Below are 21,393 nucleotides of genomic sequence, written 5' to 3' on the forward strand. Positions count from 1 at the left end.
GATCAGATCGGCGAATCGGCCTCGGCCGGGAACAGGACGCCGGCCTCTTCCAGATAGGCCTCGAGCGCAGCCACCGAGGCGGCGAGGTCACCGGTGGTGTCCACCACCACTTCCGGCGTCAGCGGCTCCTCGTAAGGCGCGGAGATACCGGTGAAATTGGCGATCTCGCCGCGCCGGGCGCGGGCATAGTGGCCCTTCGGGTCGCGGCCCTCGCACACGTCGAGCGAGGCGCGGATGAACACCTCGTGGAAGCCCGCGCCGCACACCTCGCGCGCGCGCGCCCGGTCGGCCCGGGTCGGCGAGACCAGCGCGGCGATGGCGATGTGGCCATTCCGGGCGAGGAAGGACGCCATGTTGGCGACGCGGCGGATGTTCTCCGAGCGCTCCTCCGGCGAGAAGCCGAGGTCGGAGTTGAGGCCGGTGCGCAGGGTGTCGCCGTCGAGATAGACCGGCGAGCCGCCGAGATCGAACAGCCGCCGCTCCATGGCCCGCGCCACCGTGGACTTGCCCGCCGCCGGCAGGCCGGTGAGCCACAGCACCGCGCCGTGATGGCGGAAGCGCGTCAGCCGCTCGGCCGGGGTCACCGCCGAATCGACCGCCACCACCGGGCCGCGACGGGCCTCCTCGGCGCTCGCCTCGCGGGCGGCGTGCAGGATGATGCCGCCGCCGCAGATGCGCCGGTCGCGCTCCACCACGATGCGGCCGGTGAGGGCGTTGAGGTGATACGGGTCGGCCGGAAGCGGGCGGCGCAGGGTCACCTCCACCTCGCCCACATGGTTGCGGCCGAGGGTCGCCTGGCCCTCGGTGATGAGGTTGGCCGGGTCGACGGCGCTGGCAACGGCCGAAACCATGCCGGGCGCGGCCGCGGTGGCAAGGCGCACCACCACCGGATCGCCGGCCTTCAGCGGCGCGTCGTCCAGCCAGAACAGGCGGATGCGCAGGCTGCGCGCGGCGCGCGGGCGCTGGTCCGCATGGGCGGCCATGTCGCCGCGGGTGACGAACAGGTCCTTGTCGAGGGTGATGCCCACCGACTGGCCGGCCTCCACCGTGTCCGGCGCCGGGCCGGGCCAGGCCTCGATGGACTTGATGCGGGCGGTGGTGCCGGCCGGCTCGAACGCCAGCTCGTCACCCACGGAGAGACGGCCGCTCTCGATGCGGCCGGCAAGGATGCGCCGCTCGTCGAACTTGTAGACCGCCTGGATGGGGAAGCGCAGCGGCTGGTCGGCGAGCGTCGGCGGGGCGGTGAAGGCGTCGAGCGCCTCGATCACGGTCGGGCCCTCGTACCACGGCAGGCGCGTGGTGCGCTCGGAGATGAAATCGCCGTCACGGGCGGACACCGGGACGACGCAGGTGGGGCGCAGGCCGAAGCCGCCGAGATAGGCGCCCACCTCCTCCTCGATGCTCGCGAACACCGTGCGGTCGAAGGCCACCCGGTCCATCTTGTTCACCACCACCGCCACCTGGCGGATGCCGAGCAGGTGCAGCAGGAAGGCGTGGCGGCGGGTCTGCTCGCGCACGCCCTCTCCCGCATCCACCAGCAGCACGGCGGCATCGGCCTGAGCGGCGCCGGTGACCATGTTGCGCAGGAATTCCACATGCCCGGGCGCGTCGATCAGCACATAGTCGCGCTTCGGCGTCTTGAAGCGGATCTGGCTGGTGTCGACCGTGATGCCCTGGTCGCGCTCGGTCTGGAGCGCGTCGAGCAGGAACGACCACTCGAACGGCATGCCGCGGCGGGCGGAGACGGCTTTCAGCATCTCCAGCTTGCCGTCGGGCAGGGAGCCGGTCTCGTGCAGCAGGCGGCCGACGAGGGTGGACTTGCCGTGGTCCACATGGCCCACGATGACGATGCGCAGGAGCTCGCGCTCGCGGGCGGCGGCGCCGGGCGCCGGGGGCGCGGAGACGGCGGCGGAAGCGGGCGCGGAAACGGACGTGGAAGCAGGCGACGTGGAAGCAGGCATGGGCTTCATCTCTTCAAATGACGGGCGGCGCGGCGGGCCGGCTCACAGGTAGCCGGCGGCGCGCAGGCGCTCGAAGGCGTCCTCGGATTCATGGTCCATGGCGCGGCCGGAGCGCTCGGCCGTCTTGGTCGTGGCCAGCTCGGCGAGGATCTCGTCCAGCGTCGCGGCGTCCGACACCACGGGGCTGGTGATGTCCTTGTCGCCCAGCGAGCGGTAGCGCTTGCCGCCGTGCGAGAAGTACAGCGGGATGACGGGGATGTTCTCGCGCTGGGTGTAAGCCCAGATGTCGATCTCGGTCCAGTGCAGGATCGGATGGATCCGCACATGGGCGCCGGGGGTCAGGGCGGTGTTGTACTGGTCCCAGAACTCCGGCGGCTGCTCGCGCACGTTCCAGGCGCCGTCGGTGCCGCGCGGCGAGAAGAAGCGCTCCTTGGCGCGGGTCGGCTCCTCGTCGCGGCGGATGCCGGCGATCACGCCGTCGAAGCCGTGCTTGGCGAGCGCAAGGCGCAGGCCCTCGGTCTTGCGGGCGGCCGAGCGGGCGGCGGGCGGCAGGGTGGGATCGGTGCTCTCGATGGGCGGGCAGTCCTCGACGATCAGGTCGAGGTCCCATTCCTTCGCGTAATGGTCGCGGAAGGCGTACATCTCGTCGAACTTGCGGCCGGTATCCACGTGCATCACCGGAAACGGCAGCTTGCCGAAGAAGGCCTTGCGCGCCAGGTGGATCATCACGTTGGAGTCCTTGCCCAGCGACCACAGCATCGCAACCTTGCGGAGCTGAGCGAAAGCCTCGCGGAAGATGAAGATGCTCTGCGCTTCCAGCGCATCGAGACGCGTCATGCCGTCATTCCTTCGTGGCGCCGCCGGGCACCGTTCTGCCTTCGTCGCGCCGCCCTTGGCGCCGTGCCGCCCCCGTCGATCCCGCCCGCCAAAGGCTACGCGACCTGCCGGGGACAATTGTCAATCCCTAACCGCCCGGAGGCGCCACGTCCTTGATCTTGCCCGTCACCGGGCCTGACCAGTGCAGCGTGACCTGCGCGGCGCCGGCTCGAAAGTCTACCAATCCAGTAGATTTTACATTCCCGAGAGGCGGTTATTTTCATATTGCGCATTTTTGATCGGTAATTTAGCTTAAGGCACACGTCAACTGGATTATTGTGCGCTCACCCGGATGTGGTCGGGAATTGGAGCGCGCGGAGCCGCCGCACATGACCTCTCCCCTCCAGCGCAAGCTGAAGATCCACGGCCCCACGGTCGTCACCGCCAACCGCCTCGCCGACGGCGGCGTGGTGTGGCTCACGGCCGAAGGCGGCTGGAGCGAGCGCCTCGCCGACGCCGCCGTCGGCCGGACCGGCGAGGAGGTGCTCAGGCTGCTCGACATCGCCCACGCCGACGAGAACACCGCCGTGGGTGCATATTCCGCTCCCGTCTCCCTCGCGAGCGACGGGACGCCGCAGCCCGCCAACCTGCGCGAGCGCATCCGCCTCGGCGGCCCCACCATTTCCGTGCCCGGCGCCGCCTGATATCGCAGCCGACCGCCCCGACAGGCCAAGCCTCACAGGCCACGCCCAAGCGAGTACGCCTCATGTACGTCTATGACGAGTTCGATCGCACCTTCCTCCAGGAGCGCGTCGCCGAGTTCCGCGACCAGGTGGCGCGGCGCCTCTCGGGCGAGCTGAACGAGGAGGAGTTCAAGCCTCTGCGGCTGATGAACGGCGTGTACCTGCAGCTGCATGCCTACATGCTGCGGGTGTGCATTCCCTACGGCACCCTGTCGTCGCAGCAGCTGCGCGCGCTGGCCCGCGTCGCCCGCAAGTACGACCGCGGCTACGGGCACTTCACCACCCGCCAGAACATCCAGTTCAACTGGATCAAGCTCGCCGAGCTGCCCGACGCCATGGCCGACCTCGCCGAGGTGGGCATCCACGGCCTGCAGACCTCGGGCAACTGCATCCGCAACACCACCACCGACCCGTGGGCCGGCGCCACGCGCGAAGAGGTGGAGGACCCGCGCCTTTATGCCGAGGTGATCCGGCAGTGGTCCACGCTGCACCCCGAGTTCACCTACCTGCCGCGCAAGTTCAAGATCGCCATCACCGCCGCCGCCCGCGACCGCGCCGCCATCCGCGTGCACGACGTGGGCCTGCGCCTGCACACCCGCGACGGTCAGACCGGCTTCGAGGTGATCGTGGGCGGCGGGCTCGGCCGCTCGCCCTACGTGGGCAAGACCATCCGCGATTTCCTGCCCAAGGAGGACCTGCTCTCCTATCTGGAGGCGGTGCTGCGCACCTATAACCTCGGCGGCCGGCGCGACAACATCTATAAGGCGCGCATCAAGATCCAGGTGCACGAGATGGGCGAGGAGGCGTTCGCCCGCAAGGTCGAGGCCGAATGGGCCGAGATCCGCGACGGCGCCCTCAAGCTGGACGATGCCGCCCTCGACGCCATCCGCGAGCGCTTCGCCACCCCCGCCTTCGCGGCGCTGTCCGACGATCCGGCGGAGCTCACGGCGGCGCTGGAGGGTGATGCCGCCTTCGCCCGCTGGTATTCGAATTCCGTCGACGCCCACAAGGTGCCGGGCCATGCCATCGTCACCCTGTCGCTGAAGCCAGTGGGCGCCCCGCCCGGCGATGCCACCGCCGACCAGATGGACGCCATCGCCGACCTCGCCGACCAGTATGGCTATGGCGAGATCCGCGTCGCCCACGAGCAGAACCTCACCCTGCCCCACGTGCGCCAGAAGGACCTGCCGGCCCTGTGGGCGAAGCTGCGGGAGATCGGCGTCGCCACCCCCAACGTCGGGCTGGTGACGGACATCATCGCCTGCCCCGGCCTCGACTATTGCTCGCTCGCCAATGCGCGCTCCATCCCCATCGCGCAGAAGCTCACCGAGCGCTTCGCCGACGAGGCGCGCATCGCCGACATCGGCCGGCTGCACCTCAACATCTCCGGCTGCATCAATGCCTGCGGCCACCACCATGTGGGGCACATCGGCATCCTGGGCGTGGAGAAGAAGGACGAGGAGTTCTTCCAGATCACCCTCGGCGGCAAGGGCAATTCCAAGGCCCGCATCGGCGAGCTGATCGGCCCCGCCGTGCCCGAGAGCGAGATCGTGGATGTGGTGGAACGCATCGTCGATACCTATCTCGACCTGCGGAAGTCCCCGTCCGAGACCTTCATCGCCGCGGTGCAGCGCCTCGGCATCGAGCCTTTCAAGGAGCGCGCCTATGCCCCTCGTTAAGAACGGCGCGGCCGCCGCGGATCCTTTCGTCACCGTGGCCGACGGCGAGCCGCTGCCCGACGGCGCGGTCATCGTCACCGCCGAGCGCCTGCTGGCGGAGGGGCCCGCCCTCGCCGGCCGCAACGGCGAGCTGGGCGTGCTCTGGCCCAACAACCGCGACGTGGCCGAGCTTGCGCCCTACCTCGACCGGCTGTCGCTGGTGGCGCTGGTGTTCCCCAAGTTCCGCGACGGGCGCGCCTACAGCCAGGCCCGGCTGCTGCGCGAGCGCTTCGGCTTCCGCGGCGAGCTGCGCGCCACCGGCAACGTGCTGCGCGACCAGGTGCTGATGATGGTGCGCGCCGGCTTCGATGCCTTCGCGCTGGAGAAGCAGGCGGACGCCGACGCCTTCGGCAAGGCCATCGCCACCTATTCCGTCTTCTACCAGCCCACGGGCGACCGGCGCGCCACCGTCCGCGACGCCCGCACGGCCGCGCGGGGATGACCGCCATGAACGCCATGGACCGCCCTGTTCTCGATGTCGCCGCGCTGGACGCGCGCCTGCGCGAGGCCTCCCCGGTGGAGATCATCGCCGCTGCGCTGGATGCCTTCCCCGGCCGGATCGCCGCCGTGTCGTCCTTCGGCACGGAATCGGCGGTGCTGCTGCATATGCTGGCGCAGGTGGACAAGGCGGCCCCGGTGCTGTTCCTCAACACCGGCCACCTGTTCGCGGAGACCCTCTCGTACCGGGACGCGCTGGCCGAGCATCTCGGCCTCACCAACGTGCAGACCTTCTCCCCCGATCCGGCTGCGCTCGCCGCGCACGATGCGGACAGCGCCCTGTGGGCCGAGAACCCGGACGCCTGCTGCGCTCTGCGGAAGGTGGAGCCGCTGGCCCGCGCGCTTGGCCCCTATGCCGCCTGGATCAACGGCCGCAAGCGCTATCAGGCGACGACCCGCACCGACATTCCGTTCGTGGAGCAGGACGGGCCGCGGGTGAAGTTCAACCCGCTGGCCGCCCTCGGCCGGGATGACCTCCTCGCCTACATGGACGCCCACGGCCTGCCCCGGCACCCGCTGGAGAAGCACGGGTTTGCCTCCATCGGCTGCATGCCCTGCACCACGCGGGTGAAGCCGGGCGAGGACCCGCGCGCCGGCCGCTGGCGCGGCAAGGCCAAGACGGAGTGCGGTATCCATTTCGGCGATGGCATTTAGATTTAATTCCATCGATTTTGTGATGATATGACTTGACCTGCCGGGAGGGCGGTGCCATCGTTCGGTTCATCGAACGAATGATCCGTTTGACGGATAGCTTTCGCCGGAGGTTTTCATGTCTCGCCGCACCTTCCTGCGCACCGGTTTCGCGCTCGCCGCGCTGGCGCTTTCGGGCGGGGTCGCCGCAGCGGCCGACACGACGCTGCTCAACGTCTCCTACGACCCCACCCGCGAGCTGTATGTGAGCGTCAACAAGGCGTTCTCGGCCGAGTGGCTGAAGTCGCACCCCGGCGACACGCTGAAGATCAACCAGTCGCATGGCGGCTCGGGCAAGCAGGCGCGCTCCGTCATCGACGGGCTCGAGGCGGACGTGGTGACCCTCGCCCTCGCCTACGACATCGACGCCATCGCCGAGAAGGGACTGATCGCCGCCGACTGGCAGAAGCGCCTGCCGGACAATGCTGCGCCCTATACCTCCACCATCGTGTTCCTGGTGCGCAAGGGCAACCCGAAGGGCATCAAGGACTGGGACGACCTGGTGAAGCCCGGCATCAAGATCGTCACCCCCAACCCGAAGACCTCCGGCGGTGCCCGCTGGAACTATCTCGCGGCCTGGGGCTACGCGCTGAAGAAGAGCGGCGGTGACGAGGCCAAGGCGAAGGAATTCGTGCAGGCCCTGTTCAAGAACGCCCCGGTGCTGGACACTGGCGCCCGCGGCTCCACCGTCACCTTCGTGGAGCGCGGCATCGGCGACGTGCTCATCGCCTGGGAGAACGAGGCCTATCTCTCGGTGAACGAGCTTGGCCCCGACAAGTTCGACATCATCACCCCCTCCCTCTCCATCCTGGCCGAACCGCCGGTCGCCGTGGTGGACAAGGTGGTGGACAAGAAGGGCACCCGCGCCATCGCCGATGCCTACCTGAAGTTCCTCTACACGCCGGAAGGCCAGGAGATCGCGGCCAAGAACTACTACCGTCCGCGTGACGAGAAGGTCGCGGCCGCCTACAAGGACAAGTTCGCGCCCGTCTCGCTGTTCACCATCGACCAGGTGTTCGGCGGCTGGCAGAAGGCGCAGAAGACCCACTTCTCCGACGGTGGCGTCTTCGACCAGATCACCGGCAACTGAGCCGGCCCACATTTCCGCCCCGGCGGCCGTTTCCTCCGCGCCTGAACCGCGCGGAAGAAGCGGCCGCCGGGCTTTCACTCGCCCGGGTCAACGTCGATCCGGCCCAACGTTGAACTGAACCGCAAGCCATGAGCGCCACTCCGGTCCGCATCGCCTTCCGGCACAAGAGCGTCCTCCCCGGCTTCGGGCTCACGCTCGGCCTCACGCTGACGTGGCTGGGGCTCATCGTGCTGCTGCCCCTGTCGGCGCTCATCATCAAGACGTCCGAGCTGACGTTCGACCGCTTCATCGCCATCGTCACCGCCACGCGCACCCTGCATGCGCTGCAGATCTCGTTCGGCCTCTCGCTGGCGGCCGCCGCCGTGAACGCCGTGTTCGGCGCCATCGTGGTGTGGGTGCTGGTGCGCTACGACTTTCCCCTGAAGCGCGTCGCCGACGCCCTCATCGACATTCCCTTCGCCCTGCCCACGGCGGTGGCCGGCATCGCCTTGACCGCGCTCTATGCCGAGAACGGCTGGGTGGGCTCGTTGCTGGCGCCGCTGGGCATCAAGGTGTCGTTCACGCCGCTCGGCATCCTGGTGGCGCTCATCTTCATCGGCCTGCCGTTCGTGGTGCGCACGGTGCAGCCGGTGCTGGCCGATCTCGACAAGGAGCTGGAGGAGGCCTCCGCCAGCCTCGGCGCCTCGCGCGTGCAGACGCTGGTGAAGGTGGTGCTGCCCTCCATCTGGCCGGCGCTGCTCACCGGCTTCGCCCTCGCCTTCGCCCGCGCGGTGGGCGAGTACGGCTCGGTCATCTTCATCGCCGGCAACCTGCCCGGCGTCTCGGAGATCGCGCCGCTTTTGATCGTGATCCGGCTGGAGGAGTTCCGCTATGCGGACGCGACCGCCATCGCCACGGTCATGCTGCTCGCCTCCTTCGTCATGCTCTTCATCATCAACCGGCTCCAGCGCTGGGCCGAGACGCGCGGGGGCCGCAACGCATGAACGCGCTCGACCACGCCGGCGCCAGCGAGGGCCTGCCCTCCGCCCTCGCCCAGTCAACCATCTACGCCAACCACGGTCCGCGTCCGGTGCATACCGAGCCGCGGGCCGTGCGCATCGCCCTCATCGTGGTGGCGCTCGCCTTCCTCGGCCTGTTCATCGGCCTGCCGCTGGTGAGCGTGTTCTACGAGGCCCTGAAGCGCGGCTGGGCCGCCTATGTGGCCGCCATCATCGAGCCGGACGCGCTGGCCGCCATCCGTCTCACCCTCATCGTCGCCGCCATCTCGGTGACGGCGAACCTCTTGTTCGGCCTCGTCGCCTCCTGGTCCATCGCCAAGTTCGAGTTCCCGGGAAAGAGCCTGCTCATCACCCTCATCGACCTGCCGTTCTCGGTGTCGCCGGTGGTGGCGGGCCTCATCTACGTGCTGTTGTTCGGCGCCCAGGGGCTGTTCGCGTCGTGGCTGCAGGCGTGGGACATCAAGATCATCTTCGCGCTGCCGGGCATCGTGCTCGCCACCATCTTCGTCACCTTCCCCTTCGTCGCGCGCGAACTGATCCCCCTCATGCAGGAGCAGGGCACGGCGGAGGAGGAGGCGGCCATCTCGCTCGGCGCCTCAGGCCTGTCCACCTTCTTCCGGGTCACGCTGCCCAACGTGAAATGGGCGCTGCTCTACGGCGTCCTGCTCTGCAACGCGCGCGCCATGGGCGAGTTCGGCGCCGTGTCGGTGGTGTCGGGGCACATCCGCGGCGTCACCAACACCATGCCGCTGCACATCGAGATCCTCTACAACGAGTACCAGTTCGTCGCCTCCTTCGCGGTGGCGTCTTTGCTGGCGCTGCTGGCGCTCGTCACGCTGATCGCCAAGACCATCCTGGAACACCGCCTCGCCGAGGAAGACAGATGACCATCGACGTCGTCGGCGTCACCAAGCGCTTCAAGACCTTCACCGCGCTCGACCATGTGAGCCTCACCATCCGCTCGGGCGAGCTCGTCGCCCTGCTGGGCCCGTCCGGCTCGGGCAAGACCACGCTCCTGCGCATCATCGCCGGCCTCGAATGGCCCGACGCCGGCGAGGTGCGCTTCGACGGCGAGGACGCGCTCTCCCGCTCGGTGCGAGAGCGCAACGTGGGCTTCGTGTTCCAGCACTACGCCCTGTTCCGGCACATGAACGTGTTCGAGAACGTGGCCTTCGGCCTGCGCGTGCGGCGCGGCGCGGACAAGCTGCCGGAAGCCGCCATCCGCGAGAAGGTCAACGAGCTGCTCTCGCTGGTGCAGATCGACTGGCTGGCCGAGCGCTACCCCGCCCAGCTCTCCGGCGGCCAGCGCCAGCGCGTGGCGCTCGCCCGCGCGCTCGCCATCTCGCCGCGCGTGCTGCTGCTGGACGAGCCGTTCGGCGCGCTGGACGCCAAGGTGCGCAAGGAGCTGCGCCGCTGGCTCCGTCACCTGCACGAGGAGCTGCCCGTCACCTCCGTGCTCGTCACCCACGACCAGGAGGAGGCGCTGGAGCTCGCCGACCGCGTGGTGGTGATGGGCCACGGCAAGATCGAGCAGGTCGGCTCCCCGGCCGAGGTCTATGACAACCCGGCCACCGCCTTCGTGCACGACTTCATCGGCGAGACCATCGCTTTGCCCGGCGAGGTGCGCGGCGGCGCGCTCTATTTCGGCAGCCATGCGCTGGGGCTCGATCCGCAGGGCGTGGCGGACGGCCCGGCCCGCATCCTCGCCCGTCCCCACGAGGTGGAGCTGGCCGAGCCGGACGAGACGCCGTTCGCCGGCAAGGTGCTGGCGGTGCGCACCTTCGGCCCCACGCGCCGGGCCGATGTGGAATTGTCCGACGCCGGCGCCGGCCCGGTGGTGGTGGAAGCGGCGGTGCCCCATGGCCGCACGCTGGAGCCGGGCACCCGCGTCGGCCTCGTGCCGCGCCGCTACAAGGTGTTCCCCCAGCCCGCCCGCTGAACGGCGCGCCTGCCGCGTCGGGACGCTCGGAGCGGCCCGGTCCGGCTGCCATTCGGGCGACCTGCCCGGATGAGTCGCGTCAGGCCGGCACCTGACTGCAGGTTCGACCGCCGCCTGACGGCAGTTCGACGGGCGCCTGACGGCACATGGCCTTGCCCGGGCACCGGGACGCGACCGGCCGGGTGGCGCGATCGCGTCGAGGTCACCGAGGTCACCGGGGGCACCGTGCCTGACGCCTTTTCGCCATGCGCGCATGGTGAAAGAATGCGTGTGCCTCGGGATCGCAAGGGAGTCGGGACAGTGCCACCCATCGTCGTCGTCGCTCTGGGCGCGCTCGGCGCAGCAGCCGTGGTGAAGGTCATCGCCGCCGAGGCCCGTCGCATCAACGCCGCCCTCGACCGCCACCGCGCCCCTGCCCCCGACGAGCCCGCCCCCATCAGGCTGGAACGCGATCCCGTGACCGGCGCCTATCGCCCCAGGGCCGATTAGGCACGCCTGGGTCGGCCTCTCCCGCCAGATGCCGCGTTCCGGGGAAACCTCCGCGGCGGCCTCCCTGCCTCCGGCCGCCTTGCACGTCTCCGCTGGGGAGGGTTGTGTCCGTTCAGCTGGCGGTCGTCCGCTGCGGCCATCGCGATCGATGAGGCGCCGATCCACTCACCCGGGAAGACGTCCACGGAAGACGTGCCGTTCCCTGCCGGGCGTCCCTCCGCGACAGACTGACCCGACGCCGGATGACCCGCGTCTGGCTCAGTCGTGGGACGGCGCGCAGGCCGGCACGGCGCGCCCGGTGCCCGAGGTGACGGTGGCGGCGCCGGCGGCGGAGCGCACAGCCCGGCTCTTCTGGTGCTCGTGCCGCAGGGCATAGAGGCCGGCGCCCACCACCAGCACCATGCCGATGGTGGTCCAGGCATCGGGCAGATCCCCGAACACCAAATAGCCGGAGACCAGCGCCCCCAGCACGAGCAGGTAGCGCAGCGGCGACACCGAGGCGACCGGAGCATTGCGGAAGGCGAACACCAGAAGGAGCGTCGCCGCCGCGAAGAACAGCCCTGCGGCCACAAGGTAGGCCGAGACCGCGAGCGAGGGCACCACCCAGTGCTCGGAGAAGGCGAACACGAGGCTCGTCACGCACAATGCAAGGGTGCTGGAAAAGCCCACCACCGCGCCGGGAATCTCCATGCCGATGCGGCGGGTGGAGACGTCGCGCACCGCGCCGGTGAGGGCGGCGAGCAGCGGCAGCAGGGCCACGATCTCGAAGGTGGACGGCTCGGGCCGCGTCACGATCACCGCGCCCATGAAGCCGATGATGATGGCGCACCAGCTGCGCCAGCCCACCTTCTCGCCCAGCAGCGGCACGGCGAGGGCGGTCGTGGCGAGCGGCGCCGCCATGTAGATGGTGGTGGAGGAGGCGATGGGCATCACCGCCAGCGCCGCCACGTAGGCGAAGGTGGTGAGCGTATCGAGCAGCGAGCGGGTCACCACCCGCCCGTGGAACGCATAGCGCAGCGCCGGCAGGTCGCCCGAGCGGGCGATCAGCACCAGGAGGACGAGGCCGGCGAGCAGCGAGCGCAGGCCCAGCGCCTCGCCCACGGGCAGCTCCCGCACCGCCAGCTTGATGAAGGTGTCGTGGGTGACGAACATGGCCATGGAGGCGGCCATGGCGATCACGCCCTTGACGCTGGCGGGCAGCATGCGGGCGGCGGCGGCATTCATCGGGCGCACTCCCTGGGGGGCACCGCCGCGCGACAGGCCGGGCGCGACGGCCGGGAGAACAGGGCGGCGCCTGCCGCGGATGCGTGACATACGGCAGTCCCCGGCATCGCACCGGGCCGCACCGCATCGCCTCGCGTCATGGCGCACCGCTCCACCGGGACCTCCCGGATTCTCCGCAGGAACGGGCACCGGCCCGCTCTCATCGATTGAATGAGGCAGGTTTACCCTAAGGACAGTAAATCCCGTCCTGCGCAAATGCGGGAACTGGCAGGCGAGTCCCCCGCGTGCGGCATGGCCCTGCCACCGCGTCGCCGCAATCGGCGACGGGATCAGCCGCCGGTGGTGCTCATGTGCCGCCCGACCGCCGGCTGGCGGGTGGTGCGGTCGATCACGAAGTCATGGCCCTTGGGCTTGCGGAAGATGGCTTCGTCGATGGCCCGGTGCAGCAGCCCATCATCCTGGGAGGCGCGCAGCGGTGCGCGCAGGTCGGCGGCGTCCTCCTGGCCGAGGCACATGAAGAGGGTGCCGGTGCAGGTCACGCGCACGCGGTTGCAGCCCTCGCAGAAATTGTGGGTCAGCGGCGTGATGAAGCCGAGCCGGCCGCCGGTCTCCTTCACCTCCACGTAGCGCGCCGGGCCGCCGGTGCGATAGGCGATGTCGGTGAGGGTGAAGCGCTCCTCCAGCCGCGCGCGCACGGCGGACAGGGGCAGATACTGGTCCACCCGCTCCTCGCCCACCTCGCCGAGCGGCATCACCTCGATGAGGGACAGGTCGTGGCCCTCGCCATGGGCCCATTCCATCATGGAGGCGATCTCGTGCTCGTTCACGTCCTTCAGCGCGACGGCGTTGATCTTCACGCGGATGCCGGCATCGCGCGCGGCGTTCACCCCCTCCAGCACCTTGGAAAGGTCGCCCCAGCGGGTGATGGCGCGGAACTTCGCCGGGTCCAGCGTGTCGATGGAGACGTTGATGCGCTTCACCCCGCAGGCGGCAAGGTCGGCCGCGTGGCGGGCGAGCTGGGAGCCGTTGGTGGTCACCGTCAGCTCGTCGAGGCGGCCGCTGTCCAGATGGCGCGAGAGGCTGCGGAAGAGCGTCATCACATCCCGCCGCACCAGCGGCTCGCCGCCGGTCAGGCGCAGCTTGCGCACGCCGCGCAGCACGAAGGCGCTGCACAGGCGGTCCAGTTCCTCGAGCGAGAGCAGATCCTGCTTGGGCAGGAACGTCATGTGCTCGGACATGCAGTAAACGCAGCGGAAGTCGCACCGGTCCGTGACAGAGACCCGCAGATAGGTGACGGCGCGGCCGAAGGTATCCACCAGCGGCCCGGCCGTGCCGGTGGCCGCCGCGCCCGGCCTGTCGATCAGATCCCTCAACACGTCACTCACGCGTCTGCTCCGTCGTCTCCGCCCCGCCGATGCGCCGGCTGCGCCGCCGGTCTCGCCCCGAGCGCGCCGCGGGTGCGGCAGCGCGCGGGCTTCGGCGCGGTCCCAATATATCGTATGCAACACGGCCCTGAACAGGCCCGCGCGCCATACACATCGCCGTGTGGCCCGCCCGAGCGTGCGATTGGAGAACGAGATGTCCAGCCCCGCCTCTGCCCCCTGGCCCACCGAGCTGCGTGTGGTGAACGAGCGCCATGCCCTCGCGGTCACCTTCGAGGACGGCGCCCGCTTCACGCTGCCGGCAGAATATCTCCGGGTGGAAAGCCCCTCCGCGGAGGTGCAGGGCCACCAGCCGGATGAAAAGCAGCTCATCCCCGGCAAGCGCGCGGTGCGCATCGTCGAGGTGGAGCCGGTGGGCAATTATGCGGTGCGTCTCGTGTTCGACGACGGCCATTCTACCGGCATCTACACCTGGGAGCTGCTGCACGCCTACGGGACGCAGCAGGAGGAGAAGTTCGGCGCCTATCTCAAGGCGCTGGAGGCCCGCGGCCTCTCGCGGGGGTGAGGCGCCGGCGCACGATGCCGTGAGCGCGTAACCGGCCGGCCCCGCCGCACGAAGGAGGAGCGGGACGGCACCGCGTCGCAGCTCGCGCGCAGGCGCGTCCCCGCATGGAGACGCCCATGGCAGAGACCCCGACCGCCCTCCCCTCCCCGGCCCTCAACCCCGCTCGCCCGTCTCGCACCGCCCTGGGCATCGCTGCCGTGGGCGCGGCCGCGCTCCTGGCCGCCGGCCTCCTCGCCCCGGAGCGCGCCGCCGCCGCGCCACGCAGCCAGCGGCTCACGGTGGTGGAGCTGTTCACCAGCCAGGGCTGCTCGTCCTGTCCCCCGGCGGATGCCAACCTCATCACCCTGACCCGGCGTCCGGACGTGCTGGCGCTGAGCTTCAGCGTGACCTACTGGGACCGGCTCGGCTGGCGCGACACCTTCGGCAAGCCGGAGTTCACCCAGCGCCAGTACATCTACGAGCCCATGCTCGGCGAGCGCGGGCCGTTCACGCCGCAGATGGTGGTGAACGGGCGCCTCAGCCGGGTCGGCAACAGCCTTCCGGAGGTGGAGCGGGCCATCAGCGCCGCAGAGCCGCTGGCAGGACCGGACGTGACCATCGCCGCGCGCGAGGTGGCCGTCGGCGCCGGCACCGCGCCCACGACGCCCGCCGACGTCTGGCTCGCCGAGTACGAGCCGGGGGTGATCGATGTGCCGATCGCCCGCGGCGAGAATGCCGGCCGCACCCTGCCTCACGCCCGGGTGGTGCGCCGCCTGGAGCGGCTCGGCAGCTGGAACGGCACGCGGACCCGCTTCACCCGGCCGGAAACGGCGCCGGGCCTGCGCACCGCCATCCTGGTGCAGGCGCCCGCCGGCGGGCCGATTCTGGCTGCAGCAACGGACTGAAAACGGGCGGTCCGAGGGACCGCCCGCCCAATCATCCGTTCCGGAGGCTGCGGCTCACTTCAGCCGTTCGAGGATCGACACGTAGTTCGCCACGGCCGCGCCGCCCATGTTGAAGACGCCGGCGACCTTGGCGCCGTCGATCTGCATGTCGCCGGCCTCGCCCATGAGCTGCATAGCCGAGAGGACGTGCATGGAGACGCCGGTGGCGCCGATGGGGTGGCCCTTGGCCTTGAGCCCGCCGGAGGGGTTCACCGGCAGCTTGCCGGTCTTCTCGGTGATGCCCTCGCGCACCACCTTGTAGCCCTCGCCGGGCTTGGCGAGGCCCATGGCCTCGTACTCGATCAGCTCGGCCACGGTGAAGCAGTCGTGGGTCTCCACCAGGCTGAGGTCGTCCAACGTCAGGCCGGAGCGCTCCAGCGCCTTGGCCCAGGCGCGGCGGGCGCCCTCGAAGGCGATGGGGTCGCGGCGCGACATGGGCATGATGTCATTCACATGCGCCCGCGCCCGGAAGCCGACGGCCCGCGCCAGCGTCTCGGCCACATCGGCGGAGGCGATCACCAGCGCCGCCGCCCCGTCCGACACCAGAGAGCAGTCGGTGCGGCGCAGCGGGCCGGCGACATAGGGGTTCTTCTCGGAGATGGTGTTGCAGAACTCGAAGCCGAAATCCTTGCGCATCTGCGCATAGGGATTGGAAACGCCGTTCTTGTGGTTCTTGGCGGCGATGCGGGCCAGCTCCTCGGAGCGGTCGCCGTAGCGCTGGAAATAGGTCTGGGCGATGCGCCCGAACACGCCGGCAAAGCCGCCCTCGATGTCCGCCTCTTCCTTGCGGTAGGAGGCGTTGAGCAGGATGTCGCCGACCTCGGCTGTGGGCTTCGCCGTCATCTTCTCGGCGCCGACCACGAGGGCGATGCGGCCCTGCCCGCTCTCGATGAAATTGAGCGCGGAATGGATTGCGGCCGATCCGGTGGCGCAGGCGTTCTCCACCCGCACCGCCGGGACATGGGCGAGGCCCGGCACCGACAGCGCCGGCATGGCGCCCTGGAAATCCTGCTTCTGGAAGCCGGCGTTGAAGACGCCCACGTGGATGGAATCCACATCCTCCGGCGACAGGCCTGCATGCTCGATGGCGGCGCCGGCGACCCGCGCCATCAGCGCCTCGGTGTCCGGGTCCTCCAGCTTGCCGAAGGGCGAGTGCGCCCAGCCGACGATGGCGGCCTTCATCTCCATGTGTCTTCCTCCCGGCGGCGTGGGCCGCTGCATTTTTGTGTGGGGCCGGCGGACCGGCGCAGGTGTCAGGACAGGCCGGCGATGAAGCCGTCCGGCATGACGAAGATCTGCTCGGCGGCGGGCTGCGAGGGCAGGCCCGGCATGGTCATGATGTCGCCGGCCAGCGCCACCACGAACCCCGCCCCGGCGGAGAGCCGCACCTCGCGCACCGGCAGCACGTGGCCGGTGGGGGCGTTGCGCTGGGCGGGATCGGCGGAGAAGGAATACTGCGTCTTCGCCATGCACACCGGCAGGGCGCCGAAGCCGGCGGCCTCGAACTCCCTCAGCCGCGCGGCAGCGGTGGGCGAGATGTCCACCCGGTCCGCACGGTAGATGTCGTGGGCGATGGTGGCGATCTTGGCGGCGAGCGGCATGTCGTCGGGATAGAGCGTGCGGAAGCGCGACGGACCGGCGGAAAGCGCCAGCACCTCGCGCGCCAGCGCCTGCGCTCCAGCCCCGCCCTCGGCCCAGTGGCGGCAGACGTGGACGTTGACGCCCAGCGGCGCGAGGGCGGCGCGCACCGCCTCGATCTCCCCGTCCGTATCGCCGGAGAAATGGTTCAGCGCCACCACCACCGGCAGCCCGAACTTCGCCAGATTGTCCACGTGGCGCAAAAGGTTGCCGCAGCCGAGCGCGACCGCTGCGGGATCGGGCGCGCCGAGCGCCTTCAGCGGCACGCCCCCGTGCATCTTCAGCGCCCGGATGGTGGCCACCACCACCGCCACGGACGGGGTGAGCCCCGCCTGCCGGCACTTGATGTCGAGGAATTTCTCCGCCCCCAGGTCGGCGCCGAATCCGGCCTCCGTCACCACCACGTCGGCGAGCGCGAGCGCGGCCTTGGTGGCCATCACCGAATTGCAGCCGTGGGCGATGTTGGCGAACGGGCCGCCATGGACGAAGGCCGGCGTGCCCTCCATGGTCTGCACCAGGTTGGGCTGGAAGGCATCGCGCAGCAGCGCCACCATGGCGCCGACGCCGTTCAGCTCCTCCGCCCGCACCATGCGGCGCCCGCGCGTCTGGCCGATGACCATGCGGCCGAGCCGCTCCTCCAGGTCCTGAAGGCTGGAGGCGAGGCACAGGATGGCCATCACCTCGCTCGCCACCGTGATGTCGAAGCCGTCCTCCCGGGGGAAGCCGTTGGCCGGCCCGCCGAGGCCGACCGTGATCTGCCGCAGCGACCGGTCGTTCAGGTCCATCACCCGCCGCCAGCTGATGCGGCGGGCATCAAGATCGAGGGCGTTGCCCCAGTGGATGTGGTTGTCGATCAGCGCCGAGAGCAGGTTGTGGGCGGCGGTGATGGCGTGGAGATCGCCGGTGAAGTGCAGGTTGATGTCCTGCATGGGGATGATCTGGGCATGCCCGCCGCCGGTGGCCCCGCCCTTGGCGCCGAACACCGGGCCGAGGGAGGGCTCGCGCAGGCACACCGCCGCACGGGTGCCGATCCGCGCCAGCGCGTCGGCGAGGCCGATGCTGGTGGTGGTCTTGCCCTCCCCCGCCGGGGTCGGATTGATGGCGGTGACGAGCACGAGACGGCCGCGCGGTCGGTCCTCCAGCGCGCGGAGAAAATCCAGCGCCACCTTGGCCTTGTGCGGCCCGTAGCGGAAAAGCGCATCGGCCGGGATGCCGAGCCGCTCGCCCACCGCAGCGATGGGCAGCGGCTGGACGCTTGCGGCGATGGCGGCGTCGGAGGTGGGATCGAGCGGGCGGGCAGTGGTCTCGTGCATGAAGCGGTCCCCGGACGGCGAGACCCTATCGGGTCCGGCCGCGCGAGGAAAGCGCTCCGGGAAGGGCGGGGGGCATGCGTCCCCTGCCCTCGATGCCGGAAGAGGATCAGCCGCCCTTCTGCTGTTCCTCGGCTTTGCGGACGGGGGCCGGCTGGTCCACCGCGTCGAGACCCTTGTCCAGCTTCTGGACGATCTTGACGAGGTCGTCGGGCTCCGGCTTCAGGTCGCGGGCATGGGCCCACTGGAAGCTCGCTTCCAGCTTGCGCCCGACCTTCCAGTAGGCATCGCCGAGATGGTCGTTGATGACCGGATCCTGCGGCATCAGCTCGATGGCGCGCTCCAGCTCGGTCACCGCCTCGTCGTAGCGGCCGAGGCGGTAATAGGCCCAGCCGAGGCTGTCGACGATGGGACCGTCGTCGGGCCGCAGCTTGGCGGCCTTGCGGATCATGTCGAGGCCCTGGTCCAGGTTGATGCCCTGGTCCACCCACGAATAGCCGAGGTAGTTGAGCACATGGGGCTGGTCCGGGTTCAGCTCCAGCGCCTTCTTCAGGTCGGCTTCGGCGCCAGACCAGTTCTTGGACCGCTCGTTGCAGATGCCGCGGAAGTAGAACAGCGCCCAGTTGCCGCGCGAGGGCTGCGGAATGAGGGCGATGGCCTTGGAATAGGTGTCCGCGCACTCGGCGAACATCTTGCGGGTCTGCTGGATCTTGCCGAGCGCGACGATCGCCTCGATGTCCTTCGGATCGGCGGCGATCATCTTGTCGAGATGCGCGCGCGCTTCCTGGGTCTTGTCGGTGGCGTCGAGGTTGACCGCCAGCTGCACCTCGGCATTGCGCTTGAGCGGCGAGGTCTCCGGCACCGTCTCGTAGACCTCGATGGCCTTGGCCGGCTGCTTGAGCTGCTCGTAGAGATCGGCGAGCGTCAGGCTGGCGAAGGGGTGCTCGGGATACAGCCAGATGGCGAGCTGCAGATAGACGAGGGCCAGATCCTCGCCGCCCTGCCGGCCGAGCGTGGCGCCGAGGCCGTAGAGCACCTCCGACGAGCCTTCCTGCGCGGTCTTGATGAGCGGCGGCAGGTTCTTGCCGGCCTTCAGCTCCTTGATGGCCTGCGCCACCAGCGGATGGTTGGGCAGCTGCCGGTCGAACGCCGCATAGGCGGCGAGCGCGGCATTCAGGCTGTCGTTGCGCGAGGCCCAGCGGGCATAGGCGTCCACCGCGCGCAGCGAGGCCGGATCGTCCTTCACCGCCTGCTCAAGGCGCTTGCCGGCTTCCTTCTTCAGCCCGGCGGCATCGAGGATGAGGCCGGCGTGAAGGTCCTTGAACGGGGTGTACCAGTCCGGCCCCTCGAGGCGGTCGATCAGCTCCACCGCGCCCTTGGTGTTGCCGGAGCCGTAGAAGGTCCAGGCCGCCAGCAGGGTCGCGGTCAGATCGCCGATGGGGCCCCGCACCGAGAGGGCGAGGTTGGTGCGGGCGGTCTGGTAATGGCCCTTCTTGATGGAGCGCACCGCCAGCGCCAGCCGGGCGATGCGGTGGGTGCGGTCGGTCTTCACCAGCCGGTCGGCCAGCTTCATGGCGTCATCGATCTCGCCGTCCATGAGCATGGCGAAGAACGTGCGCTCGACCACCTCCTCGTTGCGGGAATCGAGCCGCATGAGGTTGCGCAGGTACGTGACGGCCGCATCCGAATCGCGCTCGGAACTCGCCAGTCGGGCGGCGAGATAGTTGCCCGCAAGCGAGCTGTCCACGTCGGGGACCGCCTCGGCGCGGGCCGGTGTCGCCGCAAGATGGAGCACCGCAGCGAAGCCGGCCGCCATGGCCACGGAGAAGAAGGGGCGTGCAGTCGTCACCGATCGTATGTCCTGAAATGCGGGCCCGCAGTTCGAGCGCGTGTTCGGCGGGCGAGATGGCGCGAGGATGGCGGCTTTCCTGTGGCACCGCAAGTTTCCCGCGCCGCGGGTGCCCGCCGCCCGTCGTTCCCGCCGGCGGACGGGGCGCCTTCCGCAGGGCCAACCGGCACCGCCGGCGCGATGCCGAAGGCCCGCCGCCCTCCCGCCGCTGCGTCAGCCAGACGGGACGTGCCGGCGCCATGCTTGCTGCACCGCACACCGCTCGCCGCGGGATGTTCGCTGCCTTGCCCGGCCGGCGAGGGCAAGGCATAAGCCGCGCCATGGACATGCTGCGCGCGCGGGCTCCGGCCAAGATCAACCTCACCCTGCGCATCGTCGGTCGCCGGGCGGACGGGTATCACGATCTCGCGAGTCTGGTGGCGTTCGCCGGCGCGGCCGATGTCCTCACCCTGACGCCCGATCTCCCCCTCGCGCTGACAGTGGGTGGCCCAACCGCCAGCGCGGCGGGTCCCGACGCCGACAATCTGGTGCTGCGCGCCGCCCGCGCCCTGGCAGCCGACGTTCCGGGCCTGCGGCTCGGCGCCTTTTCGTTGCTGAAGCGCCTGCCGGTGGCGGCCGGGCTTGGGGGCGGCTCCTCGGATGCCGCCGCCGCCCTGCGGCTGCTGGCCCGGCTCAACGGCCTTGCAACGGATGACCCCCGCCTGCTCGCCGCCGCCCGCGCCACCGGATCGGACGTGCCGGTGTGCCTCGATCCGCGCGGACGCATCATGCGCGGGGTGGGCGATCTCCTTTCCCCGCCGCTCGGACTGCCGCCGCTGCCGGCGGTGCTGGTGAATTGCGGCGTGGCGGTGCCCACCGCCGGCGTGTTCCGCGCCCTCGGCCTGTTTCCCGGCGCGGCGCTGCCGGGGCCGGAGCATCCGGCCGGCCTGCCGGCAGAGATCGCGACCGACCCGGACGCGTTGCGCGCGTTCGTCGGCGCCCAGCCAAACGATCTGGAGCCGCCGGCCATCGCCGTCGCCCCGCAGATCCGCCACGCGCTGGATGTGCTCGCCGCCGCGCCCGAGGCGCTGCTGGTCCGCATGTCCGGCTCCGGCGCCACGGTGTTCGCGCTCGCCGCCTCCTGCCGGGCGGCCGCCGCGCTGGCACGGCGCGTGCAAGCCGTCGAGCCTCGATGGTGGGTGAAGCCCACCGTCCTGCGCTGACCGCGAGGACCCCATGCTGCTGCCCGCCACCCTGCCCGCCTTCCTGCTGGCCGCCCTGGGCGAGATCGCCGGCTGCTTCGCCATATGGCACGTGGTGCGCCTCGGCGGCTCGGCGTGGTGGCTGGTGCCCGGGCTCGCGAGCCTCGCGGCCTTCGCCTATGCCCTCACCTTCGTGGAGGCCGAGGCGGCGGGCCGCGCCTTCGCGGCCTATGGCGGCATCTACATCCTCTCCTCCCTCGCCTGGATGTGGGGCGTGGAAGGCGTGCGGCCGGACCGCTGGGACGCCGCCGGCGCGGCCCTGTGCCTCGCCGGAGCGGCGGTGATCGTGCTCGGCCCGCGCGGCTGAGGGCGCCGCGCG

General features: G+C 70.3%; 20 protein-coding genes. 13 read left to right on the forward strand and 7 right to left on the reverse strand.

The genetic code is table 11. The features are described from left to right. Nucleotides 1–2: 2 nt before the first annotated feature. Both cysC and cysD read right to left on the reverse strand, forming a co-directional pair. On the reverse strand, nt 3–1,961 hold the full coding sequence (gene cysC / locus V5F49_RS03675; RefSeq protein ID WP_394114534.1) for an adenylyl-sulfate kinase: 1,959 nt from the start codon (nt 1,959–1,961) through the stop codon (nt 3–5). 42 nt (nt 1,962–2,003) lie between these two features. After that, the gene (gene cysD / locus V5F49_RS03680; protein WP_394114533.1) at nt 2,004–2,798 is read right to left on the reverse strand and encodes a sulfate adenylyltransferase subunit CysD; all 795 of its coding nucleotides are present in this window, start codon (nt 2,796–2,798) and stop codon (nt 2,004–2,006) included. Nucleotides 2,799–3,166: 368 nt separating this feature from the next. Here cysD and V5F49_RS03685 point away from each other — a divergent pair, with 368 nt between their 5' ends. The 9 genes from V5F49_RS03685 (at nt 3,167) to V5F49_RS03725 (ending at nt 10,942) form a co-directional block, all read left to right on the forward strand. Next, on the forward strand, nt 3,167–3,481 hold the full coding sequence (locus V5F49_RS03685; protein ID WP_394114532.1) for a DUF2849 domain-containing protein: 315 nt from the start codon (nt 3,167–3,169) through the stop codon (nt 3,479–3,481). Between the two features lie 62 nt (nt 3,482–3,543). Further along, nucleotides 3,544–5,199 (forward strand): nitrite/sulfite reductase, encoded by a 1,656-nt coding sequence (locus V5F49_RS03690; RefSeq protein ID WP_394114531.1) that lies wholly within the window; start codon nt 3,544–3,546, stop codon nt 5,197–5,199. Further along, entirely contained in the window at nt 5,186–5,680 is a 495-nt protein-coding gene (locus V5F49_RS03695) for a DUF934 domain-containing protein (protein WP_394114530.1), read from the forward strand. Before V5F49_RS03690 ends, V5F49_RS03695 begins: the two co-directional genes overlap by 14 nt. 5 nt (nt 5,681–5,685) lie before the next feature. Further along, complete coding sequence (locus tag V5F49_RS03700; protein ID WP_394114529.1) at nt 5,686–6,390, forward strand: phosphoadenylyl-sulfate reductase; 705 nt, start codon at nt 5,686–5,688, stop codon at nt 6,388–6,390. A 115-nt stretch (nt 6,391–6,505) separates the two neighbouring features. After that, a complete protein-coding gene (locus V5F49_RS03705; RefSeq protein ID WP_394114528.1) occupies nt 6,506–7,516 on the forward strand; it encodes a sulfate ABC transporter substrate-binding protein in 1,011 nt (336 codons plus the stop codon). 128 nt (nt 7,517–7,644) lie between these two features. After that, nucleotides 7,645–8,499 carry a sulfate ABC transporter permease subunit CysT gene (cysT, locus tag V5F49_RS03710; RefSeq protein ID WP_394114527.1) on the forward strand — a complete coding sequence of 285 codons (855 nt, stop codon included), beginning with the start codon at nt 7,645–7,647 and terminating at the stop codon, nt 8,497–8,499. Next, a complete protein-coding gene (gene cysW, locus V5F49_RS03715; RefSeq protein ID WP_394114526.1) occupies nt 8,496–9,401 on the forward strand; it encodes a sulfate ABC transporter permease subunit CysW in 906 nt (301 codons plus the stop codon). Before cysT ends, cysW begins: the two co-directional genes overlap by 4 nt. Beyond that, nucleotides 9,398–10,453 carry a sulfate/molybdate ABC transporter ATP-binding protein gene (locus V5F49_RS03720; RefSeq protein WP_394114525.1) on the forward strand — a complete coding sequence of 352 codons (1,056 nt, stop codon included), beginning with the start codon at nt 9,398–9,400 and terminating at the stop codon, nt 10,451–10,453. Before cysW ends, V5F49_RS03720 begins: the two co-directional genes overlap by 4 nt. Nucleotides 10,454–10,753: 300 nt before the next feature. After that, nucleotides 10,754–10,942: a hypothetical protein gene (locus V5F49_RS03725; RefSeq protein ID WP_394114524.1), complete on the forward strand. Its 189-nt coding sequence runs from the start codon at nt 10,754–10,756 to the stop codon at nt 10,940–10,942. A gap of 258 nt (nt 10,943–11,200) precedes the next feature. Here the strand turns inward: V5F49_RS03725 and V5F49_RS03730 are convergent, their stop codons facing one another. Together V5F49_RS03730 and moaA are read right to left on the reverse strand one after the other, a co-directional pair. Further along, a complete protein-coding gene (locus V5F49_RS03730; protein WP_394114523.1) occupies nt 11,201–12,166 on the reverse strand; it encodes a DMT family transporter in 966 nt (321 codons plus the stop codon). A gap of 329 nt (nt 12,167–12,495) precedes the next feature. Further along, a complete protein-coding gene (moaA, locus tag V5F49_RS03735) occupies nt 12,496–13,542 on the reverse strand; it encodes a GTP 3',8-cyclase MoaA (RefSeq protein WP_394114888.1) in 1,047 nt (348 codons plus the stop codon). A 202-nt stretch (nt 13,543–13,744) separates the two neighbouring features. Between moaA and V5F49_RS03740 the strand changes: the two genes are divergently transcribed. Together V5F49_RS03740 and V5F49_RS03745 are read left to right on the forward strand one after the other, a co-directional pair. Then, nucleotides 13,745–14,113, forward strand: a complete 369-nt coding sequence (locus V5F49_RS03740) for a gamma-butyrobetaine hydroxylase family protein (RefSeq protein WP_394114522.1) — start codon at nt 13,745–13,747, stop codon at nt 14,111–14,113. 116 nt (nt 14,114–14,229) lie between these two features. Then, the gene (locus V5F49_RS03745) at nt 14,230–14,997 is read left to right on the forward strand and encodes a DUF1223 domain-containing protein (RefSeq protein ID WP_394114521.1); all 768 of its coding nucleotides are present in this window, start codon (nt 14,230–14,232) and stop codon (nt 14,995–14,997) included. Nucleotides 14,998–15,051: 54 nt separating this feature from the next. On the opposite strand, the gene V5F49_RS03750 is transcribed toward V5F49_RS03745, so the two are convergent. The 3 genes from V5F49_RS03750 to V5F49_RS03760 form a co-directional block, all read right to left on the reverse strand. Continuing rightward, entirely contained in the window at nt 15,052–16,218 is a 1,167-nt protein-coding gene (locus V5F49_RS03750; protein ID WP_394114887.1) for an acetyl-CoA acetyltransferase, read from the reverse strand. 71 nt (nt 16,219–16,289) lie between these two features. Next, the gene (locus tag V5F49_RS03755) at nt 16,290–17,987 is read right to left on the reverse strand and encodes a formate--tetrahydrofolate ligase (RefSeq protein WP_394114520.1); all 1,698 of its coding nucleotides are present in this window, start codon (nt 17,985–17,987) and stop codon (nt 16,290–16,292) included. Nucleotides 17,988–18,093: 106 nt separating this feature from the next. Further along, the gene (locus V5F49_RS03760) at nt 18,094–19,833 is read right to left on the reverse strand and encodes a tetratricopeptide repeat protein (RefSeq protein WP_394114519.1); all 1,740 of its coding nucleotides are present in this window, start codon (nt 19,831–19,833) and stop codon (nt 18,094–18,096) included. A 320-nt stretch (nt 19,834–20,153) separates the two neighbouring features. Between V5F49_RS03760 and V5F49_RS03765 the strand changes: the two genes are divergently transcribed. After that, nucleotides 20,154–21,035, forward strand: a complete 882-nt coding sequence (locus V5F49_RS03765) for a 4-(cytidine 5'-diphospho)-2-C-methyl-D-erythritol kinase (protein WP_394114518.1) — start codon at nt 20,154–20,156, stop codon at nt 21,033–21,035. Nucleotides 21,036–21,048: 13 nt separating this feature from the next. Continuing rightward, the gene (locus V5F49_RS03770; protein WP_394114517.1) at nt 21,049–21,381 is read left to right on the forward strand and encodes a YnfA family protein; all 333 of its coding nucleotides are present in this window, start codon (nt 21,049–21,051) and stop codon (nt 21,379–21,381) included. Nucleotides 21,382–21,393 lie beyond the last annotated feature (12 nt).

The sequence above is a fragment of the Xanthobacter lutulentifluminis genome, from assembly GCF_043194675.2.
Classification (GTDB): Bacteria; Pseudomonadota; Alphaproteobacteria; order Rhizobiales; family Xanthobacteraceae; genus Xanthobacter.

What these genes read in the sequence shown, in the direction of transcription:
- cysD (WP_394114533.1), bottom strand. Translation starts at nt 2,798, where the DNA reads ATGACGCGTCTCGATGCGCTGGAAGCGCAGAGCATCTTCATCTTCCGC.
- V5F49_RS03765 (WP_394114518.1), top strand. Translation starts at nt 20,154, where the DNA reads ATGGACATGCTGCGCGCGCGGGCTCCGGCCAAGATCAACCTCACCCTG.
- V5F49_RS03705 (WP_394114528.1), top strand. Translation starts at nt 6,506, where the DNA reads ATGTCTCGCCGCACCTTCCTGCGCACCGGTTTCGCGCTCGCCGCGCTG.
- V5F49_RS03730 (WP_394114523.1), bottom strand. Translation starts at nt 12,166, where the DNA reads ATGAATGCCGCCGCCGCCCGCATGCTGCCCGCCAGCGTCAAGGGCGTG.
- cysW (WP_394114526.1), top strand. Translation starts at nt 8,496, where the DNA reads ATGAACGCGCTCGACCACGCCGGCGCCAGCGAGGGCCTGCCCTCCGCC.
- V5F49_RS03695 (WP_394114530.1), top strand. Translation starts at nt 5,186, where the DNA reads ATGCCCCTCGTTAAGAACGGCGCGGCCGCCGCGGATCCTTTCGTCACC.
- V5F49_RS03685 (WP_394114532.1), top strand. Translation starts at nt 3,167, where the DNA reads ATGACCTCTCCCCTCCAGCGCAAGCTGAAGATCCACGGCCCCACGGTC.
- V5F49_RS03700 (WP_394114529.1), top strand. Translation starts at nt 5,686, where the DNA reads ATGAACGCCATGGACCGCCCTGTTCTCGATGTCGCCGCGCTGGACGCG.
- V5F49_RS03770 (WP_394114517.1), top strand. Translation starts at nt 21,049, where the DNA reads ATGCTGCTGCCCGCCACCCTGCCCGCCTTCCTGCTGGCCGCCCTGGGC.
- V5F49_RS03750 (WP_394114887.1), bottom strand. Translation starts at nt 16,218, where the DNA reads ATGAAGGCCGCCATCGTCGGCTGGGCGCACTCGCCCTTCGGCAAGCTG.
- V5F49_RS03690 (WP_394114531.1), top strand. Translation starts at nt 3,544, where the DNA reads ATGTACGTCTATGACGAGTTCGATCGCACCTTCCTCCAGGAGCGCGTC.
- V5F49_RS03740 (WP_394114522.1), top strand. Translation starts at nt 13,745, where the DNA reads ATGTCCAGCCCCGCCTCTGCCCCCTGGCCCACCGAGCTGCGTGTGGTG.
- V5F49_RS03720 (WP_394114525.1), top strand. Translation starts at nt 9,398, where the DNA reads ATGACCATCGACGTCGTCGGCGTCACCAAGCGCTTCAAGACCTTCACC.
- V5F49_RS03745 (WP_394114521.1), top strand. Translation starts at nt 14,230, where the DNA reads ATGGCAGAGACCCCGACCGCCCTCCCCTCCCCGGCCCTCAACCCCGCT.
- cysC (WP_394114534.1), bottom strand. Translation starts at nt 1,961, where the DNA reads ATGCCTGCTTCCACGTCGCCTGCTTCCACGTCCGTTTCCGCGCCCGCT.
- cysT (WP_394114527.1), top strand. Translation starts at nt 7,645, where the DNA reads ATGAGCGCCACTCCGGTCCGCATCGCCTTCCGGCACAAGAGCGTCCTC.
- V5F49_RS03755 (WP_394114520.1), bottom strand. Translation starts at nt 17,987, where the DNA reads ATGCACGAGACCACTGCCCGCCCGCTCGATCCCACCTCCGACGCCGCC.